This window comes from Kitasatospora sp. HPM-01-4 (assembly GCF_051374625.1).
GTDB lineage: Bacteria > Actinomycetota > Actinomycetes > Streptomycetales > Streptomycetaceae > Kitasatospora.
In genome coordinates this window covers 6,742,683-6,760,863 of sequence record NZ_JBPQGP010000005.1, presented here as the reverse complement: position 1 = coordinate 6,760,863, position 18,181 = coordinate 6,742,683, and the positions used below count along the sequence as shown (strand labels likewise).

Sequence of the window (18,181 nt, the reverse complement as noted above, 5' to 3'; positions counted from 1 at the left end):
ATTCTTGACGCCAACTCGGCGCGGCCGCTTGACTCCCCCCCTCAGCCGCGACGGTGCGGCGCTCTCAGGGAGGCACCACCCAGCATGAACGCTATGACGCGTCGGATCATCGTCGGCACCGCCGCTGCGTCGATGGCGCTGTCGCTGACCGCCTGCGGCGGCCAGGACAGCAGCAGCTCGAACTCGGGCGGCAGCCAGACCGTCGGTCTGCTGCTGCCCGAGAGGGCCTCGTCCACCCGGTACGAGTCGTTCGACAAGCCCCAGATCGCGGCGGCGATCACCGGTCTGTGCACCAAGTGCAAGCTCGACTACGCCAATGCCGAGGGCAGCGAGCAGACCCAGAAGCAGCAGTTCGACGACATGGTCAGCAAGGGCACCAAGGTCATCATCCTCGACCCGGTGAACGGCAAGGGCACGGCCTCCTGGGTCCAGGAGGCCAAGGCCAAGGGCACCAAGGTCATCTCGTACGACCGGCTGGCCAGCGGGGATGTCACCGCCTACGTCGGCTACGACTCCGAGCGGGCCGGCGAGCTCCAGGGGCAGGCCCTGCTGGACGCGCTCAAGGACAAGGCCTCCAGCGCCAATGTCGTCATGATCAACGGTGCCGCCGCCGACCCGAACGCGGCCCAGTTCAAGGCCGGCGCGCACAAGGTGCTCGACGGCAAGGTCAACAAGATCGTCTACGAGCAGTCCGGCGAATGGAAGCCCGAACTCGCCGCCCAGAAGATGACCGAGGCGATCCAGCGCCTCGGCAAGGACGGCTTCCAGGCGGTCTACGCCGCCAACGACGGCATGGCCGCCTCGATCATCGGTGTGCTCCAGTCCGCCGGGATCAAGGTCCCGGTCGGCGGGCAGGACGCCTCGCTCGACGCCATCCGCCGGGTGATCTCCGGTGAGCAGGCGTACACCGTCTACAAGCCGTTCCGGCAGGAGACGGACGCCGCCGCCAATCTCGCCGTCTACCTGCTCAAGGGTCTGGACGTCACCTCGGTGGCCACCACGGTGACCATCAGCGACGGCACCCGGATCCCCTCCACGCTGCTGTCCCCGGTGGTCGTGACCAAGCAGAACGTCGCGGACACCGTGATCGCCGGCGGCCTCTACAAGGTCTCCGACATCTGCAACGACAAGTACGCGGAGGCCTGCAGCTCGGCCGGGCTCAAGTAGGAGCGGCCCCGGCCGAGCCGGCCGCGGTCGGCTGCGGTCAGCCACGCGCCCGCTGGGTGACCGCGATGCAGCAGAGCACCGCCAGCGCCGTGACCGGGGCCAGCGGTGAGAGCGACTCGCCCAGCACCAGCACCGCCCAGACCAGGGTCAGCAGTGGCTGGGCGAGCTGGAGCTGACTGGCTTTCGGCACCCCGATCGCCGCCATCCCCCGGTACCACAGGACGAAGCCGCCGAACTGGGACACCGCCCCCTGGTAGGCCAGCCCCGCCACCGCGTGGGCGGTCAGGTGGACCGGTTCGGCGCCGAGCGCGGTGACCGCGGTCACCGCGGTCACCGGCAGCGCGGCCAGCACCGCCCAGCCGATCACCTGCCAGCCCGGCATCTCCCGGGCCAGTCGGCCGCCCTCGGCGTACCCGGCCGCACAGATCAGCAGCGCGGTGAACAGGTAGAGGTCGGCCAGGCTCAGCCCGCCGTGGCTCTGCACCAGGATGAAGGCCAGCACCGCCGCCGCACCCGCCAGGGAGGCGCACCAGAACGCCGGGCCGGGCCGGGGACCGCTACCGCGCAGCGCGGCGAACGCGGCCGTGACGAGCGGCAGCAGACCGACCACCACGGCCGAGTGGGCGGTCGAGGAGGCCTGCAGCGCCAGCGTGGAGAGCAGCGGAAACCCGATGACGCAGCCGAGCGCCACCACGATCAGGCCGGGCCACTGCCGCCGGGACGGCAGCGGCACCCGGCCGACCGCGAGGCAGAGCCCGGCCACGACGGCGGCGAGGACGCCCCGCAGCCCGACCGCCGTCCACGGCCCGAAGCCCTGCAAGGTCCAGGCGGTGGACGGGAAGGTGAAGGAGAAGGAGAGGACGCCGAGGGCGGCGAGGGTGGTGCCGCTGCCGACCGCTATCGCACGTGGGGCAGTAGCGCTATTCTGCACTGTCATGAATGAGCGTAGCAGTGAGGCAGAACTCGCGGCGGTGCTCCGGCACGAGCTGAAGCGCTACTCGATCGGGGAGAAGCTCCCGTCCAGCCGGGCCCTGGTGGATCGTCACCAGGTGAGTCCGGTGACGGTCTCCCGGGCGATCGCCCGGCTGGCCGCCGAAGGGCTGGTGGTCACCCGGCCGGGCGCCGGGGTCTTCCGAGCCGAACCGCACTCCGCCTCCGCCGCGCCCCGGGACGTCTCCTGGCAGGAGGTCGCACTCAGCGCCGAGGCCGGCCGCGCCCCGGCCCGCAGCACCGACGCCACCGGAGTGCTCAACGCGCTCGCCCTGCCCCCGGCGGACGTGCTGGACCTCAACAGCGGCTACCTGCACTCCTCGCTGCAGCCCGAACGCGCGCTGGCCGGCGCGCTCGCCAGGGCGGGCCGCCGGCCCGGCGCCTGGGGACGGCCGCCGATCGAGGGCCTACCGGAGCTGCGGGCCTGGTTCGCCCAGGACATCGCGGGTCCCGGCGGAGACCTCACCGCCTCCGACGTCCTGATCACGGCGGGCGGGCAGAGCGCCCTGACCACCGCGATGTGCTCGCTGGTCCCACCGGGCACCCCGGTGCTCATCGAGTCCCCGACCTATCCCGGCCTGATCGCGGTTGCCCGCGCCGCCGGGCTCCGCCCGGTCCCGGTGCCGGTGGACGGCGACGGCGTACGGACCGACCTGCTCGCCGACGCCTTCGCGGCCAGCGGCGCCCGCGCCTTCGTGTGCCAGCCGCTGTTCCAGAACCCGACCGGCACGGTGCTCTCGGCCGAGCGACGCCGGGAGGTACTGCGGATCGCCCGCAGCGCCGGGGCCTTCGTGATCGAGGACGACTTCGCCCGGCACCTGGTCCACGCCGACGCGCCCGCCCCACCGCTGCCGCTCGCCGCCGACGACCCGGACGGCGTGGTGGTCCACGTCCGCTCGCTCACCAAGGCGGCCTCCCCCAACCTGCGGGTCGGCGCGCTCACCGCCTGGGGCCCGGCGCTGGACCGGCTGCGCTCGGTCCAGGCGGTGGACAGCTTCTTCGTCCCGCGTCCGCTCCAGGAGGCCGCGCTCGAACTGGTCGGCTCCCCTGCCTGGGCCCGCCATCTGCGCGACCTCTCCGGTGCGCTGCTGGAACGGCGCAGGGCCGCCGTCACCGCGCTCCACGAGCAGCTGCCCGCGCTGCTCGGCCCGCAGATCCCGTACGGCGGATACCACCTCTGGCTTCGGCTGCCCGACGGCTCCGACGAGGCCGCCCTCACCACCGCCGCGCTGCGCGCGGGGGTCGCGGTCAGCCCCGGCCGCCCGTACTTCGTCGCCGAGGCCCCGGCCCCGCACCTGAGGATCGGCTACGCCTGCGCGCCTGGCCCGTCCCACGTCGCCGAGGGCATCGCCCGCCTGCGTGAAGCCTTCGGCTGAGGGAAGGCCGGTGCCCGGGGACGGGTCGCGGCCCGCGTTGCCCGGTCCGGTCGCCTTTCCTGCTCCGGTCGCGCCTCCCGGTCCGGTCCGGGGCGGCCGCCCTTCGCGTCGCGGCCCGCGCCCCGAGGAGATGCCGGGTGCGGGCGGAGCGGGCCAGACTGGCGGTGTGCCGGAACTGCCCGAGGTGCAGGCCCTGGCCGAGCGGATGGCCGAGGCGTTCGCCGGCCGGACCGTCGCGCGCGTACAGGTGCTCTCCGTCCAGGTCCTCAAGACCTTCGATCCGCCGGTGAGCGCTCTGGAGGGGCTGGCCGTCGAAGGGGTGGGCAGATACGGCAAGTTCCTCGACGTGCGGACGGCGGGTGGGCCCCATCTGGTCCTGCACCTCGACCGGGCGGGCTGGATCCGGCACCGGAGCTCGTTTCCGCCCAAGCCGGTCCGCCCCGGGCGCGGCCCGCTCGCCCTCCGGCTGGTGCTCGACGACGGCTCCGGGTTCGACATCACCGAACAGGGCACCACCAAGCGGCTCGCCGCCTATGTGGTCACCGACCCGAAGCTGGTGCCGGGTATCAGCGGGCTCGGTGCCGACCCGCTCGGCGCGGCCTTCACCCCGGCCGTCCTGACCGAGCTCGCCTCGCGTTCCCGCCGGCGGCTCAAGACCTTCCTCACCGACCAGTCCGTCCTCGCCGGGATCGGCAACGCCTACTCCGACGAGATCCTGCACTCGGCCCGCCTCTCGCCGTACGCGACCGCCGCCGCACTGGACGAGGAGCAGCGCACACGGCTGTACCGGGCGATCCGCGAGGTGCTGCGGACGGCGGTGGCCGAGGCGCACGCCGCCCCGGCCGACGCCCTGAAGGCGGAGAAGAAGGCCGCTCTCGCCGTCCACGGCCGGGCCGGCGAGCCCTGTCCGCGCTGCGGGAGCACCGTCCGGTCGGTGAACTTCGCCGACAAGTCGCTGCAGTACTGCCCCACCTGCCAGACGGGCGGCCGCGTCCTCGCCGACCGGCGGCTGTCCCGCCTGCTCAAGTAGCCGCTCCCGGACGGGAGTAGCCGTCCAGGTGCGCAACCGGGTTTCCCCGGAAGGGAGTAGTGCTCCCTGAGCACAACTACCCACCCCCGGGCGGGAGTCGGCGGAAGGGCTGACGGCCCGCCGACCCCATCGTCGGGGCCGGCGGGCCGTCCTGGCCCCGGCGGCCGTCAGGCCGCGAAGGTGGCGATGTCGATCACGAAGCGGTAGCGGACGTCGCTGTCGAGCACGCGCTTGTAGGCGTCGTTGATCTGCTCGACGCCGATCGTCTCGATCTCGGCGCCGAAGCCGTGGGCGGCGCAGAAGTCGAGCATGTCCTGGGTCTCCCGGATGCTGCCGATCATCGAGCCGGCCAGCGACTTGCGGCCCATGATCAGGGAGAACATGCGGATCGAGTTGGGCTCGGCCGGAACACCGACGTTGACCAGGGTGCCGTCGACCGCGAGCAGGCCGAGGTAGGCGTCCAGGTCGACGGGGGCCGAGACGGTGCTGACGATCAGGTCGAAGGTGCCGGCGAGCTCGGTGAAGGTGGCCGGGTCGGAGGTGGCGTGGAAGTGGTCGGCCCCCAGTCGCAGGCCGTCCTCCTGCTTGCGCAGGCTCTGGCTGAGCACGGTCACCTCTGCGCCCATCGCCTTGGCGATCTTCACGCCCATGTGCCCGAGGCCGCCCAGGCCCACGATGGCGACCTTCTTGCCGGGGCCGGCCTGCCAGTGGCTGAGCGGGGAGTAGAGGGTGACCCCGGCGCAGAGCAGCGGCGCGGCGACGTCGAGGCCGATGCCCTCGGGGATGCGCAGCACGTAGTTCTCGTCGACCACGATGTGGGTGCTGTAGCCGCCGTAGGTGGGCTGCCCGTCGTGGCCGGCCGGGTAGGTGGGCGTCCCGTTCTTGCAGTACTGCTCCATGCCGGCCAGGCAGTTGGCGCACTCGCGGCAGGAGTCGACGAAGCAGCCGACGCCGACCCGGTCGCCGACCGCGTGGCGGGTGACGCCGGAGCCGACCTCGGTGACGATTCCGGCGATCTCGTGGCCGGGGACCATCGGGAAGGGTGACTGCCCCCAGTCCTCGTTGACCTGGTGGATGTCGGAGTGGCAGATACCCGCGAACTTGATCTCGATCAGAACGTCGTGCTCGCCGACCGCGCGGCGTGTGATGGTGGTGCGCTCCAGCGGTGCCTTGGGGGCGGGTGCGGCGTAGGCGGCGACGGTGGTGGTCATGTCTGCTGGTCCTCTGCTGGCCCGGGCTCTGCGGCTGGTTCCGGTCCCGGTGCCCGTCTCGATTTCGTTGTCGGTCCCTATCCTGCACGGCTCGACGGACCCCTCCCAGGGCCGGATCCTTCCTGGGAACCACCGGACCTGGGTCCGGCGAACCTGGGCCCGGCAGAACCCCCTTTAGGATCGGGGCATGGGTAATCGAGCTGAGCTGAGCAGCTTCCTGCGCTCCCGCCGGGCGAGGCTGAAGCCCCAGCAGGCGGGACTGCAGCAGTACGGTGAGCGCCGACGGGTGCCCGGTCTGCGCCGGGAGGAGCTGGCCCAGCTCGCCGGGGTCAGCGTGGACTACTACGTACGGTTCGAGCAGGGCCGGACCGAGAACGTCTCGGACGCGGTGATCGACGCCGTGGCCGGGGCCCTGCGGCTGGACCACGACGAGCGCGCCCACCTGTTCCGGCTGGCCCGGCCGCACGCCGTCGACGGGCACCACTACGCCTCTGCGGAGACGCAGGTGGTGCGCCCCGGGCTGCTGCGGCTGCTGGAGTCGGTGGCGGAGGTGCCCGCCTACGTCGTCGGGCGCCGGACGGACATCCTGGCCTGGAACGAGATGTTCGCCGCGATGATGGTGGATCTCGCCGAGCTCCCGCCCGAGCAGCGCAATCTCGCCTGGCTGGTGTTCTGCCACCCTCAGGCCCGGAGCCGGTTCACGGACTGGGAGGCCAAGGCCCGCGACCTGGTCGCCTATCTGCGGATGGACGCCGGGCGGCACCCGTGCGATCCGGACTTCGCCCTGCTGATCGGCCAACTGTCCGAGGAGAGTGCGGACTTCCGGCGGCTGTGGGCGGACCAGGAGGTCCGGGACAAGACGCACGGCACGCACCGGATGCGCCACCCGGCGGTGGGCGAGTTCACCGTCTCCTACGAGACGCTGCGGCTGCCGGACGACCCGGACCAGTCCCTGCTGATGCACACCGTGGAGGCGGGCTCCCCCTCGGAGGCCGCGCTGCGGATCCTCGCGCGCCGCAGCAGCCTTCTCGCGGGCAGCCTGGCGGACTGAGCCCGGCACCGGGGCCGCACGGTCCGGCGCCGCCGGCCGGCCGGGAGCGCAGGGGACCGCACGGGGCGACCGGGGGCGGCCGCACGGTCCGGGCTACTGCCCGGAGCCCACGGCCTGGCCCGCCTTGGCCCAGTTGTCGTGCAGCCGGTCCAGGTAGGACCGGGACAGCGTGCCGAGGGTCGCTCCACGGGCGAAGGCCAGCATGTTCCCGGCCCCGGCGTTGTAGCCCAGGGCCAGCAGCTCGTCCCTGGTGTACGGCCCGGACCAGTGGGACGGGAGCTGTGCGGCCAGGTCGTGCAGGTACCAGGCCGCCGCCTCGATGGCGAGATCCGGGTGGTCGGGCAGCTCCTCCCAGCTGCGGCCGGCGAAGTCCCGGCCCTGCTTGGTGTCGTCGAAGGCGGCCCGGTGCATGTTGGCGATCCCGAAGGCGGAGTCCGGTTTGATCCGCTGCCAGGCGCGCTCCAGCGCGGGATCGTGCGGTTTGTACGACTCGTTGTAGAGGATCGCCATCAGCAGCTGCGGACTGACCTCGGCCGGGTGTGCGAAGGTGCGGACCTGCTCGGCGAAGTTCGCGGGATCGTAGGCACCGCTGCCCGTAGCGGGGGTGGACGGCTCGGCGGGCGCCGGGGACGTGCTCCCGTCCTCCGTCGGCCGCGCGGAGGCGCTCGCTCCTGCCGCCGGCTGCCGGGACGCCTGCTCCGGCACGGGCCGACCCGGCTCGTGCCCGCCGCGTACCAGCAGCCAGATCACCAGCGCGGCCCCCGCCGCGACCAGTAGCCGGGTGACCCCGGTGCGTCCACTCATCAGTTGCCTCCCCCGCTGCCAACGCACCACCGGCCGCCATGGTGCCGGACCCGTCCCGGGCGGGCGGACCGGCCCCGGACGGACCCGGCCGGCAGACCCGGTTCAGCCCGGGTCAGCCCGGGTCACGGCGGTTCGGCAAGGCGATGCCGGTGGCAGCGGGGGCGGCGGCGATCGCGAGCGGCCAGGGCCCGCCCCACGGATCCGGACCGGAGCGGGCCAGGCCCTTGTCAAGGGTGCACCGTTTGGGTTATATGACCGATATATCCGGTTTTGGTCGGAAGGCCGCGCGCAGCGGAGAAAGGCCCCGCACCCAGCAGCGTCCGCAGACTCCCCCGAAGGATCCGCGGAGCTTCGAGCCGGGAGGGCAGGTCATGTATCTGCAGCTGTCATCACACCGGGAGGACGGCTGGTCGGTGGTGCACGTGGCGGGCGAACTCGACATCGCCACCGCGGAGCAGCTGCGCCAGCAGGTCAGCGGGGTCCTCGCCCGGCGCGGCCCGCGGGCCCGGGTGATCGCCGATCTGTCCGAGCTCGACTTCTGCGACGCCTGCGGCGCGTCCGCGCTCATCGACGCCTACCGGACCGCGCGGCGCCACGGCGGACGGTTCTGCCTGGTGGTACCCGAGGGCCGGGTGCTGCGGCTGCTGCGGCTGACCGGTCTCGACCGGCTGCTGCCGGTGTTCCCGACGGTCCACGATGCCGCCCGCGCGGCCGTCGCCGATCTCCTGCCGCGGCCCGGCTCGCTCCTACCGCTCCCGCCGGGCGGACCCGGCGCCGCCCTGGCACCGGCAGCCGTCACCGAGCCTCCGCCGGCACCACCCCCGGTACCCGCCCAGCTCGCGTAGCGCCCCCGGCACCCACCGCCCAGCTCGCGTAGCGGCCCCGCGAGCCCCGACCCCGAGCCGCCACCGCCGAACCGCCCTCGGAAAGGCAGGCGCCATGATCACCGAACTTGCTGTGGAACGAGTCGAATTCACCTGCGGGCACTGCTGGCACGCCTGGAGCGCGGACTACGACGTGCAGCACTACCGTGACGACGACGGCGCCGACTGGGAGTACTTCTCCCACGACGGCATCCCCGTCGCCTCCCCCTACTCCGCCGACGGCGCGCCCGCCTGCCCCGAGTGCCACCGCCACTGGGTCGGCCACCTCGCCGCCCGCCGGCTCATCCCGCTCCCTGGCAACGATGCGGCCAGGCCGCGTACCGGTGTCACCGGCGATCCGACACTGCACCGGCCCGAACGCCACTTCGCGCCGCCGATCCCCGTGACCTCGCACCAGCTGCCGTCCCACCAGCATCCGGCGGCGGTCCGGCACGAGCCCCTCGGGTTGTGACGCCTCCCGCCGCTGAGGGGCCTCCCGCCGCCGGGCACCTCCGGACACCGAATCCGTTCGGGTACTGAAGACATCCACGTACGGAACGCGTCCGAGCCCGGTCGGACACGGCCTTTTCGGGCTGCCCGGAACAGGGGTCCGGGCAGCCCGGCGTGCCCGTCCGCACCCCCGCCGCCTGCCGGGCGCCGACCCGGGGCGTGTCCGACAACCCGGAGGCGGTCGGACGGCCGGGGCCGGCGGATGCGACGATGGTCGGCATCGTGACGACCTGGCAGCTCCGCACCATCCGCGCCGCGGTCTTCGCCACCCTGTGCGTGGCGGTGTCCGCCACCGCGCACCTCAGCATGTCCACGGCCGGGATCTCCGGGTGGGTACTGCTCGCCGCGTTCGCCGGAACGGCCGCGGTCACCTGGCTGCTGGCCGGGCGGCGCCGCGGACCGGCCGTGATCAGTCTGTGGATGGTCGCCGCCCAGACCTTCCTGCACCTGCTCTTCGAGTACGGCTCGCCGATGGGCGCGGGTGCCGCCGGTACGGCCGGACGGGCGCACGGAGCGCTCGACTGGACCCGGCTGCTGCTCTGCACCTCGGACGGCGTCCCCGCCGGGGTGCAGCCCCTGGAGCTGGCGCGCACGGCGGGCCTCGACCCTGACGCCCTGTCGGCCGCCGGCATGACGGGGTCGATGCCCGGCATGCCGATGCCCGGTGCGCCGATGTCCGGAATGCCGATGGCGCACGGGCTCTCGACGGGCATGTTCATCGCCCACCTGCTCGCGGGCCTCGCCTGCGCGCTGCTGCTCTGGCGCGGCGAGGCCGCGGTGGCCGGTCTGTTCGAGCTGGTGCGGACCCTGGCGGACGTCCTGGTACCGCTGCTCCTGCTGTTCGTACCGGGCAGCCCGGAGCCGTCCGTCCCCGGTCTTCCGACGCTCCGTCGGACCGGGCAGCTCAGGTCGGTGCTGCTCACGCACGCCCTCGTCCGGCGCGGGCCGCCGGCCGTCCTCGCCGTACCCAGCGCCCGCCTCGCCTGAGCCCGGAGACGTCCGAACCGGCGTCCGCTCGGCAGCGGCGGGCAGGTCGCCCTGCGTACGCCGTCCCGGACCGGGACGGACACGAGGGCCGGCCCGTACCACCGCGACGGACGACGACCGTGCCCGGGCAGCCGCCCAGGGCGCCCGTTCCGGCTCCGCCCCTTCCGGCGGCGGGTCTCCGGCGCGCCGTGGTGACGGGCGCTCACCTGGCGGTACCACCCGAGCGTGGTGCCGCAGCCACTCCCTGCCCTCAGGACATGCCATGACCTCAGGACATCCCGTAGGCGGCCAGCACCCCGCCGCATCCCTCCGCGCCCGCGCCGCCAGGCCGGCGGCGCCCTCACGCCGTCCGGGCGTCCTCGCCGCCGTCGGCGGCGAGCCGGTCGAGCAGCCGGTCCACCAGCCCGGCGGACCACTCCGGGGACGGACCCGGCGCCCCGGCCGTCAGCGCCCGCAGCCCGCGGGCCGCCGCCAGCCAGTCGCGGCAGTCGGCGCACCGCTCCCCGTGCCCGGCCAGGGCCTCGCCGCCGACCACGACGGTCGTACGCTCACCGTCGAGGCGGGCGGACATCGCGGTTCGGTACTCGGCGCAGATCATGCCGCCATGGTCTCGCACCCGACCGTGTGTGCGGTAGCGCCGGAGTCCCCGGCGGCGCCGACCCGCGCCGCCGCCCGGGCCGAGGAGCCGGGGGCGCACCGTGGATGACGAGCAGCTGACGGCCCTGGCCCTGCGCGCGCGCAGCGGCCGCCCCGCCGACATCGAGGCCTTCGTCCGGGCCACCCAACGGGATGTCTGGCGGTTCGTCGCACACCTCACCGACGTCCAGTCGGCGGACGACCTCGCCCAGGAGACCTTCCTGCGGGCACTGCGCAGCCTGCCCGGCTTCGCCGGGCGCTCCTCCGCCCGGACCTGGCTGCTGTCGATCGCCCGCCGGGTGGTGGTGGACCGCTACCGCAGCGCGGCGGCCCGGCCGCAGTACGCGGCGGTGCAGGACTGGCAGGCCGCCGCCGAGCAGCAGCAACGGCCCCACGAGGTACCGCGGTTCGAGAACGAGGTGGTGCTGAGCGACCTGCTGGACCGGGTGCCCGCGCCCCGGCGGGAGGCCTTCGTCCTGACCCAGGTCGTAGGGCTCAGCTATGCCGAGGCGGCGGCGGTGTCCGGCTGCCCGGTGGGAACCGTACGGTCCAGGGTCGCGCGGGCACGGGACGAACTGGTGGCGCTGCTGCGCTCGGCGGACGGCGACTGGAGCCCGAGCGGCCCCGCGGTCGGGCCCGCGGCCGGGCCGGTGAGCGCTCCGGCCGCGCGCTGCGCGGCGGGGGCGCGGCAGGTCACCGGGCGGACGCCGTGGCCCGGACGGGAGCGCTCCCCGGCGCTGGCAGGCTGACGGGCTGACGGGCTGGCGGGCTGGCGGGCTGGCGGGCTGGCGGGCTGGCGGGCTGGCGGCGGTACCCCACCGGCCGGTCCCGCCACCGCTGTCGGCCGTCCCATCGGCCGGTCCCGCCACCGCCCCGCCGCCGCCCCGCCGGCCGTCCCGAAAATCAGCAGTCTGTTCGGGAACCCGCGGCGGCGGCCACCCGACTGCTGTGACGGACGCCGTCGCCCGACGGCGTCCGTCACCGTGGAGGGAGGGACCCGCAGTTGACGCCACGAGAACCGGAAGCCCATCCGGTCCCGGGTCCGCGCCGGTCCGCCGGGAACGGTCCGGCCCCGGGCGCAGCCGTCACGCCGCCGACGGTGGACCGGTGGAGCCTGGTGGTCGTCGCCGGTCTGCTGTCCTTCGTGGCGATGCTCGACATGAACATCGTCACCCTCGCCGTCTCGGCGCTCTCCCGCGGCTTCGGGGTGTCCGTGGAGACCGCCCAGTGGGCCGTGCTCGGGTACCAACTGCCCGTGGTCGCCCTGCTGCTGCCCGCCGGCCGGTGGCTGGACCGGGTGGGGCTCCGGCCCGCGCTGCTCTGCTCGATCGGCGGCTTCGCGCTGGGCAGCCTGGCCGCCGCGGCGGCGCCCTCGGCGCTCTGGCTGATCGCGGCCCGGCTGGTGCAGGGGACCTTCGGCGCGGCGCTGTTCGTGCTGATGCCGGTGCTGGCCGCCCGGTCGGTCCGCCCCGAGCTGCGCGGCCGGGCGATGAGCGTGCCCGCGACCCTCGGGCCGCTCGGCGCGGTGACCGGACCGGCTCTCGGCGGGCTGCTGCTGGACCACCTCGGCTGGCGGGCGATCTTCCTGGTCAAGCTCCCGGTCTGCCTGGCCGCGCTGCTGATCGTCCGTCGCCGCGCCCCGGCCGACGGATCGCTGCGCCCGCCCGAGCGGGGCACCCTCGCCGACGCCGGCCTGGTCGGCGGTGCCGTGGCCGCCGTACTGCTGGCGCTCAGCCTCTCCCCCGACTCGCCGCTCTGGCTGCTGCTGGCCCTGCCCGCCGTACCGCTCGCCGCCCGCTGGCTGCGCCGGCCGGGCGGTCGACAGGTCGCCGCCGTGCTGCGGGAGGCGGGTACTCACGGGGTCAACGCCGCCGTACTGGCGCTGGCGGCGGGCTTCGCCGCGATGCACTACCTGATCGCGCTCCACCTCCAACGGGACGACGCCGCGAGCGCCACCACGACGGGCCTGACCCTGCTCTGCTTCCCGGCCGCCATGGGCCTGGCCGGGCCGCTGGGCGGCCGGCTCGCCGACCGCTTCGACGCCCGGACCCCGGCGGTCGGCGGGGCCGCGCTGACCGCCCTCGGCCTGCTGCTGCTCGTACCGCTCGGCGAGGGCTGGACACCCGCCGACCTCGCCTGGCGGCTGGCCCTCGCCGGATTCGGCACCGGGCTGTACGGCGGTCCGGTGCAGGCCCTGGTGCTGAGCGCCGCACCGCCGGAGCGGATGGCCACGGCGGGATCCGCCGTGCAGCTCGCCCGCAGCCTCGGGTTCACCCTCGGTCCCGCGCTGGCCACCGCCGTCTGGGCGCTCGGCGGCTGTGACCGCGGCGGCGTACGGGCCGGGCTGGCACTGGCCGCGGCCTGCGCCGGTACCGCGACCGCCCTGCTGCTCCGGCCCGGCCGGCGCCCGATCTGACCCCCGACTCGTATCAAGGAGCAGCCGTATGTGCGGCATCACCGGCTGGGCGGCCTTCCGCCCCGGCCCGCAGGACGACCACGGCCCGCGCACCGCCGGGCACGCCCGGGTCATCGAGGAGATGACCGCCACCCTGGCCCGGCGCGGCCCCGACGCCGGCGGCGTCTGGCTCGGCGCGCACGCCGCCCTCGGGCACCGCAGACTCTCCGTACTGGACCTGGCCGGCGGTGTGCAGCCGATGGCCGACCGCCCTGAGCGGCCCGACGTCGTCCTCAGCTACAGCGGCGAGGTCTACAACCACCACCGGCTGCGCGCCGAACTCCGTTCGCTCGGGCACGAGTTCCGCACCCGCAGTGACACCGAGGTGGTCCTGCGCGGCTACCTGCAGTGGGGCGAGGGCGTCGCCGACCGGCTGGAGGGCATGTACGCCTTCGCGGTCTGGGACGAGCGCCGCGGTCAACTCCTGCTGGTGCGCGACCGGTTGGGCGTCAAGCCGCTGTTCTGGGCACGGATCGACGGCGGTGCGGCCTTCGGCTCCGAGCCCAAGGCCCTGTTCGCACACCCCGAGTTGAGCCCCCGGGTGGACGCGGACGGGCTGCGCGAGGCCTACAGCCTGCTGTTCGGCACCGGGCCCACGCTCTGGGCCGGGGTGCGCGAGGTACCGCCCGGCCACCTGCTCGTCGTGGACCGCGCCGGTGTACGGGAGCGGCGGTACTGGGAGCTGACCGCCCGCCCGCACACCGACGGCCTCCCCGAGACCGTCGAGCAGGTGCGCTTCCTGGTCGACCACACGGTGCGCACCCAGCTGGAGGCGGACGTCCCGCTGTGCAGCCTGCTCTCCGGCGGCCTCGACTCGACCGTCGTCACCGCACTCGCCGCCGACGAGCTCAGATCCGCCGAGGGTCCGCGGGCGCGGCTGCGCTCGTACGCCGTCGACTACCTCGACCAGGCCGAGTCCTTCACCGGCGACGTGCTGCGCACCGGCCACGACACCCCGTACGCCGCCGAGGCGGGCCGCTTCATCGGCACCGAGCACAGCACGGTGGTCCTCGACCCTGCCGCACTGCTCGATCCGGAACACCGGCGCGCGGTGGTGGTCGCCCGGGACTCCCCGATCGGCGTCGGGGACATGGACACCTCGCTCTACCTGCTGTTCGGCGAGATCCGCCGGCACTCGACCGTCGCGCTCTCCGGCGAGGCGGCCGACGAGGTCTTCGGCGGCTACCCCTGGTTCCACAGCCCGGCCGCGCTCGCCGCCGAGACCTTCCCCTGGCTGTTGGTCACCGGCGACACCGCGGCGATGCCGCTGCACCCCGAACTCGCCGCCGAGCTGCGGATCGGCGAGTTCCGCGACGCGGCCTACCGCGAGGCCCTGGCCGCCGTCCCGCACCTGGACGGCGAGGACCCGGCGGAGCGGCGCCGGCGCGAGCTGCAGCACTTCTCGCTGACCCGCTGGCTGCGCCAACTGCTCCACCGCAAGGACCGGTTGAGCATGGCCCAGGGCCTGGAGGTCCGAGTCCCCTACTGCGACCACCGGTTGGCCGAGTACGCCTTCAACACGCCCTGGGCGCTGAAGAGCCACGACGGCAGGGAGAAGAGCCTGCTGCGCGACATCGGCGCCGGCCTGGCCCCGCAGTCGGTACTGCTCCGCCCCAAGAACCACTACCCGGCCACCCACCACCCCGAGTACACCCGGGGGTTGCAGCGGCTCGCCCGCGCGGCCCTCGACCTGGCGGCGGTACGCGAGATCGCCGACGCCGCCGCCCTCAAACCCGCCCTGGACGCCGCCCCCGAACAGCTGTCCTGGGGGATGCGCCTGCGCCTGGAACGGGTGGTGGACCTCTCGCTCTGGCTCGACCACCACCGGCCGACGCTCGCCCTGTGAGCTCCGGCCCGGCCGGCCCTCGCCCTCCCGCCCGTCGACCCGCCCCGCCCGAAGGAATGACCCGATGACCCCGCCCGACCCACGCCGTGCCACCGATCCGCCGCGCTGCCCGCTCGGCCACGGTGCCGAGCCCGTTCCCCTGTACGGACCCGAGTACAAGCGCGACCCGTACCCGCTCTACCGCGAGCTGCGCGAGGCCGGTCCGGTGCACCGGGTACGGTTCCCCAGCGGTATAGCCGCCTGGCTGGTGACCGGCTACCAGGCCGCCCACCAGGCGCTCAACGACCCACGTCTGGGCAAGAACCACGCCCTCGGCAACGACGGCTGGCGCAAGCTCGCCTCGATCATGCCCGAGCCCCAGCACTCCCAGCTCCAGGTGCACCTGCTGCACCAGGACCCGCCCAAGCACACCACGATGCGCCGCCTGGTGCTGGACGCCTTCGCGCCGCGCCGGATCGAGTCGCTCCGGCCGCGCTTCCGGCAACTGGCCGACGCCCTGGTGGACGCGCTGCCCGAGCACGGCGGCGCGGACCTGATCGGCGGTTTCGCCGCCCACTTCCCGTTCCGGGTACTGGCCGAGGTCATCGGGCTGCCGCCGGAGCTGGCGCTCCGCTTCGACCGCGACTGGGGCAAGGTGGTGCAGCCGGTCGGGCCGAACGACCCGGGCCGCCCCGCCTACGAGGCCCGGCTGCGCGCGCTCCAGGGCTACATCGCCGACGTGGTCGAGACCAAGCGCAGCCAGGCCGGGGACGACCTGCTCAGCCGGCTGGTCGCCGCCCGGGACGGCGGGGAGCTCAGCAAGGAGGAGCTGGACTCCATGGTCTTCCAGCTGCTGGTGGCCGGCCAGGAGCCGGTCACCAACCAGATCAGCACCATGCTGATGACCCTGCTGCGCCACCCCGAGCAGCTGGACCGGCTGCGTCGCGAGCCCGCGCTGCTGCCCCGCGCGGTGGAGGAACTCCTGCGCTACGACGGCGCGTTCGAGCTGACCACCTGGCGCTTCTTCGCCGAGGACAGCGAGCTGCACGGCACCCGGATCCCCGCCGGGGACTCCGTGATCGTCTCGCTCTGCGCCGCCAACCGCGACCCGGAGCAGTTCCCCGAGGCCGACACCCTCGACTTCGACCGCACCCCCAACTCCCATCTGTCCTTCGGCCACGGGATCCACTTCTGCCCCGGCGCCGCGCTCGCCCGCGCCGAACTCCAGATCGCCCTCGGCACCCTGCTCACCCGGCTGCCAGGCCTGCGTCCGGCGGAGGACGGAGCCGCGATCGAGTGGATCCCGGCCGTCCTCGCCCGTGGCGTCAACCGCCTGCCGGTGGTCTACGACAGACGCCTCTGACCCCGTTCCCCTCCCTCCCGCCGCGTCCGTGCCGCCACAGCCAGGCGTCCGGACGTCCTACCGCCATGCCCTCCCGGAGGACCGCATGCCGCCCGCCGGCACCATCGCCGCCCCCGCCCCCTTCTCCGACCAGGTGGAACGCACCTGCGCCGCCGTCCTGGAGCTGCTGCTGCCGCACCGCCGGGCCGCCGACCCCGAGCAGGCCGCGCCGGCCTCGGCCTTTCCGCACCAACTGCACCAACTGGCCTCCTTCGTGGCCGTCGGCGATCCGATCGTGTTCACCCTGCCCGGCTTCCCGTGCAAGTCGCCGAACCCCGCCAAGGTGCTCGGCCACCTCCCGGACGAGGGCGAACGGCTCTCGCTCGGCTTCCTGGACCGGCTGTGCGCGGCCGTCCGCGAGATCCACCCGCCCGGCGCCCGGATGGTGATCTGCTCCGACGGCCATGTCTTCGGTGATCTGATCCGTGTCCCGGACGACCACATCGACGCCTACTCCGACGAGTTGAAGGCCGTCATCCGGCGTGAGGGGTTCCACCACCTCTCGGTCTTCGACCTGCGCGACGTCCTCGGCGACCTGCCGCACGACGAGAAGCGCGCCGTGGTGCACGCCCGCTACGCCCCGACCGTGGAGCGGCTGCGCGCCGAGATCCGCTCGGACGCCGACGCCGAGCGCCTCTATTGCGGCATCACCCGCTTCCTGGTCGACGACACCGCCGACTTCCCCGGCTCCAGATCCGCCCTGCAGCGCGAGTGCCGCCGGCGCGCCTACGGGGTGATCCAGCGCAGCCGAGCCTGGGGCGACCTGATCGCCGACCACCACCGGCGCTCGGTCCGTCTCTCCATCCACCCGCAGCGGCGCGGTGCGGCCAAGTTCGGCATCAGGCTGCTCGACTCACGCGACGCCTGGACCACCCCCTGGCACTCCTGCGTCCTCCATCGACCGGACGGCAGCTGGGAGTTGCTCAAGCGCCAGGCCGCCGAAGAGGCCGGCCGGCTGGTCCTGCGGGACGGGCGCCCCAGCCACTACGAGGCCCGCTAGGCTCCGCGCACCGTGAGCGCCCCAGGGGTACCTCGGCCGGCCGAGGTACCCCTGGGGCGCTCACCCCGAGGTGTCCTGCTCAGCAGAACCGGGCGGGGTCGGCCGGGCCGCGGTGGTCGAAGGCGATCAGCGGATCACCGGTGAGGGGGTGGTCGACCACCGCGGCCCGGACGCCGAACACCTCGGCCATCAGCTCGGGGGTCAGGACCTCGCGCGGTCTGCCGGAGGCGACCACCTCACCGCGGTGCAGGACGTGCAGCCGGTCGCAGAGCGAGGCGGCGGCGTTGAGGTCGTGCAGCGAGATCAGGGTGGTGCGGCGCCGGGCGCGCAGCAGGGCGAGCAGTTCGACCTGGTGCCGGACATCGAGGTGGTTGGTGGGTTCGTCCAGCACCAGGACGTCCGGCTGCTGGGCGAACGCCCTGGCCAGCAGCGCGCGTTGGCGTTCGCCGCCGGAGAGGGCGGCGAAGCTTCGGCGTTCGTGGCCGGCCAGGCCGACCTGGGCGAGCGCGTCGGCCACCGCCTCCCGGTCCTGGGGGCTCTCCCCGGCGAAGGCCCGCTGGTAGGGCGAGCGCCCCATCGCCACCACCTCGCGGACGGTGAACTCGAAGTCGCTGCCGCGCTCCTGCGGCAGGGCCGCGAGATGCCTGGCCGTCTCGGCGGGGGCGAGCTCCCAGAGGTCCCGGCCGGCCAGCAGCACCCGTCCGGACCGCGGTCTGAGGTGGCGGTAGACGGTGCGCAGCAGGGTGGACTTGCCGCTGCCGTTGGGCCCGATCAGTCCGGCGATCTCCCCCTCCTCGGCGACCAGGTGGACTCCGGCGAGGATGCTGCGGCCGGAGAGGGTGACGGCCACGCCGTCCACGTCGATTCGCATCGT

Annotated in this window: 17 protein-coding genes; 12 read left to right on the top strand and 5 right to left on the bottom strand. The window is 74.1% G+C overall.

Annotation, left to right across the window (positions count from 1 at the left end):
• The first annotated feature begins 84 nt into the window (after positions 1-84).
• Positions 85-1,167 carry a sugar ABC transporter substrate-binding protein gene (locus ACSMTC_RS29590; RefSeq protein WP_436562783.1) on the top strand — a complete coding sequence of 361 codons (1,083 nt, stop codon included), beginning with the start codon at positions 85-87 and terminating at the stop codon, positions 1,165-1,167.
• 37 nt (positions 1,168-1,204) lie between these two features.
• Here the strand turns inward: ACSMTC_RS29590 and ACSMTC_RS29585 are convergent, their stop codons facing one another.
• The gene (locus ACSMTC_RS29585) at positions 1,205-2,104 is read right to left on the bottom strand and encodes a DMT family transporter (RefSeq protein WP_436562782.1); all 900 of its coding nucleotides are present in this window, start codon (positions 2,102-2,104) and stop codon (positions 1,205-1,207) included.
• On the opposite strand from ACSMTC_RS29585, the gene ACSMTC_RS29580 reads away from it, so the two are divergent.
• Positions 2,103-3,533: an aminotransferase-like domain-containing protein gene (locus ACSMTC_RS29580; RefSeq protein ID WP_436562781.1), complete on the top strand. Its 1,431-nt coding sequence runs from the start codon at positions 2,103-2,105 to the stop codon at positions 3,531-3,533. The genes ACSMTC_RS29585 and ACSMTC_RS29580 overlap by 2 nt on opposite strands.
• A 166-nt stretch (positions 3,534-3,699) precedes the next feature.
• Positions 3,700-4,563, top strand: a complete 864-nt coding sequence (locus tag ACSMTC_RS29575) for an Fpg/Nei family DNA glycosylase (protein WP_436562780.1) — start codon at positions 3,700-3,702, stop codon at positions 4,561-4,563.
• Between the two features lie 167 nt (positions 4,564-4,730).
• Here ACSMTC_RS29575 and ACSMTC_RS29570 read toward each other — a convergent pair whose 3' ends face one another.
• Entirely contained in the window at positions 4,731-5,774 is a 1,044-nt protein-coding gene (locus ACSMTC_RS29570; protein WP_436562779.1) for an NAD(P)-dependent alcohol dehydrogenase, read from the bottom strand.
• A 187-nt stretch (positions 5,775-5,961) separates the two neighbouring features.
• Between ACSMTC_RS29570 and ACSMTC_RS29565 the strand changes: the two genes are divergently transcribed.
• Positions 5,962-6,825, top strand: coding sequence for a helix-turn-helix transcriptional regulator (locus tag ACSMTC_RS29565; RefSeq protein ID WP_436562778.1), 864 nt, complete (start codon positions 5,962-5,964; stop codon positions 6,823-6,825).
• A gap of 93 nt (positions 6,826-6,918) precedes the next feature.
• Here ACSMTC_RS29565 and ACSMTC_RS29560 read toward each other — a convergent pair whose 3' ends face one another.
• Positions 6,919-7,629 carry a transglycosylase SLT domain-containing protein gene (locus ACSMTC_RS29560; RefSeq protein WP_436562777.1) on the bottom strand — a complete coding sequence of 237 codons (711 nt, stop codon included), beginning with the start codon at positions 7,627-7,629 and terminating at the stop codon, positions 6,919-6,921.
• Between the two features lie 371 nt (positions 7,630-8,000).
• Here ACSMTC_RS29560 and ACSMTC_RS29555 point away from each other — a divergent pair, with 371 nt between their 5' ends.
• The 3 genes from ACSMTC_RS29555 to ACSMTC_RS29545 all read left to right on the top strand — a co-directional run bounded on the left by ACSMTC_RS29555 (position 8,001) and on the right by ACSMTC_RS29545 (position 9,989).
• Entirely contained in the window at positions 8,001-8,474 is a 474-nt protein-coding gene (locus tag ACSMTC_RS29555) for an anti-sigma factor antagonist (RefSeq protein WP_436562776.1), read from the top strand.
• A gap of 112 nt (positions 8,475-8,586) precedes the next feature.
• Complete coding sequence (locus ACSMTC_RS29550; protein WP_436562775.1) at positions 8,587-8,964, top strand: hypothetical protein; 378 nt, start codon at positions 8,587-8,589, stop codon at positions 8,962-8,964.
• 260 nt (positions 8,965-9,224) lie between these two features.
• Entirely contained in the window at positions 9,225-9,989 is a 765-nt protein-coding gene (locus ACSMTC_RS29545) for a hypothetical protein (protein WP_436562774.1), read from the top strand.
• 340 nt (positions 9,990-10,329) lie between these two features.
• On the opposite strand, the gene ACSMTC_RS29540 is transcribed toward ACSMTC_RS29545, so the two are convergent.
• Positions 10,330-10,605: a zf-HC2 domain-containing protein gene (locus ACSMTC_RS29540; protein WP_436562773.1), complete on the bottom strand. Its 276-nt coding sequence runs from the start codon at positions 10,603-10,605 to the stop codon at positions 10,330-10,332.
• A gap of 82 nt (positions 10,606-10,687) precedes the next feature.
• On the opposite strand from ACSMTC_RS29540, the gene ACSMTC_RS29535 reads away from it, so the two are divergent.
• From ACSMTC_RS29535 to ACSMTC_RS29515, 5 genes are all read left to right on the top strand, one after another.
• The gene (locus ACSMTC_RS29535; RefSeq protein WP_436562772.1) at positions 10,688-11,374 is read left to right on the top strand and encodes a sigma-70 family RNA polymerase sigma factor; all 687 of its coding nucleotides are present in this window, start codon (positions 10,688-10,690) and stop codon (positions 11,372-11,374) included.
• 350 nt (positions 11,375-11,724) lie between these two features.
• Positions 11,725-13,041, top strand: a complete 1,317-nt coding sequence (locus ACSMTC_RS29530; protein ID WP_436562771.1) for an MFS transporter — start codon at positions 11,725-11,727, stop codon at positions 13,039-13,041.
• A gap of 28 nt (positions 13,042-13,069) precedes the next feature.
• Positions 13,070-14,926 carry an asparagine synthase (glutamine-hydrolyzing) gene (gene asnB, locus ACSMTC_RS29525; protein WP_436562770.1) on the top strand — a complete coding sequence of 619 codons (1,857 nt, stop codon included), beginning with the start codon at positions 13,070-13,072 and terminating at the stop codon, positions 14,924-14,926.
• Positions 14,927-14,990: 64 nt separating this feature from the next.
• Complete coding sequence (locus tag ACSMTC_RS29520) at positions 14,991-16,268, top strand: cytochrome P450 family protein (protein WP_436562769.1); 1,278 nt, start codon at positions 14,991-14,993, stop codon at positions 16,266-16,268.
• Positions 16,269-16,353: 85 nt separating this feature from the next.
• Entirely contained in the window at positions 16,354-17,307 is a 954-nt protein-coding gene (locus tag ACSMTC_RS29515; RefSeq protein WP_436562768.1) for an L-tyrosine/L-tryptophan isonitrile synthase family protein, read from the top strand.
• Between the two features lie 79 nt (positions 17,308-17,386).
• On the opposite strand, the gene ACSMTC_RS29510 is transcribed toward ACSMTC_RS29515, so the two are convergent.
• On the bottom strand, positions 17,387-18,178 hold the full coding sequence (locus tag ACSMTC_RS29510) for an ABC transporter ATP-binding protein (protein WP_436562767.1): 792 nt from the start codon (positions 18,176-18,178) through the stop codon (positions 17,387-17,389).
• Positions 18,179-18,181: the final 3 nt, after the last annotated feature.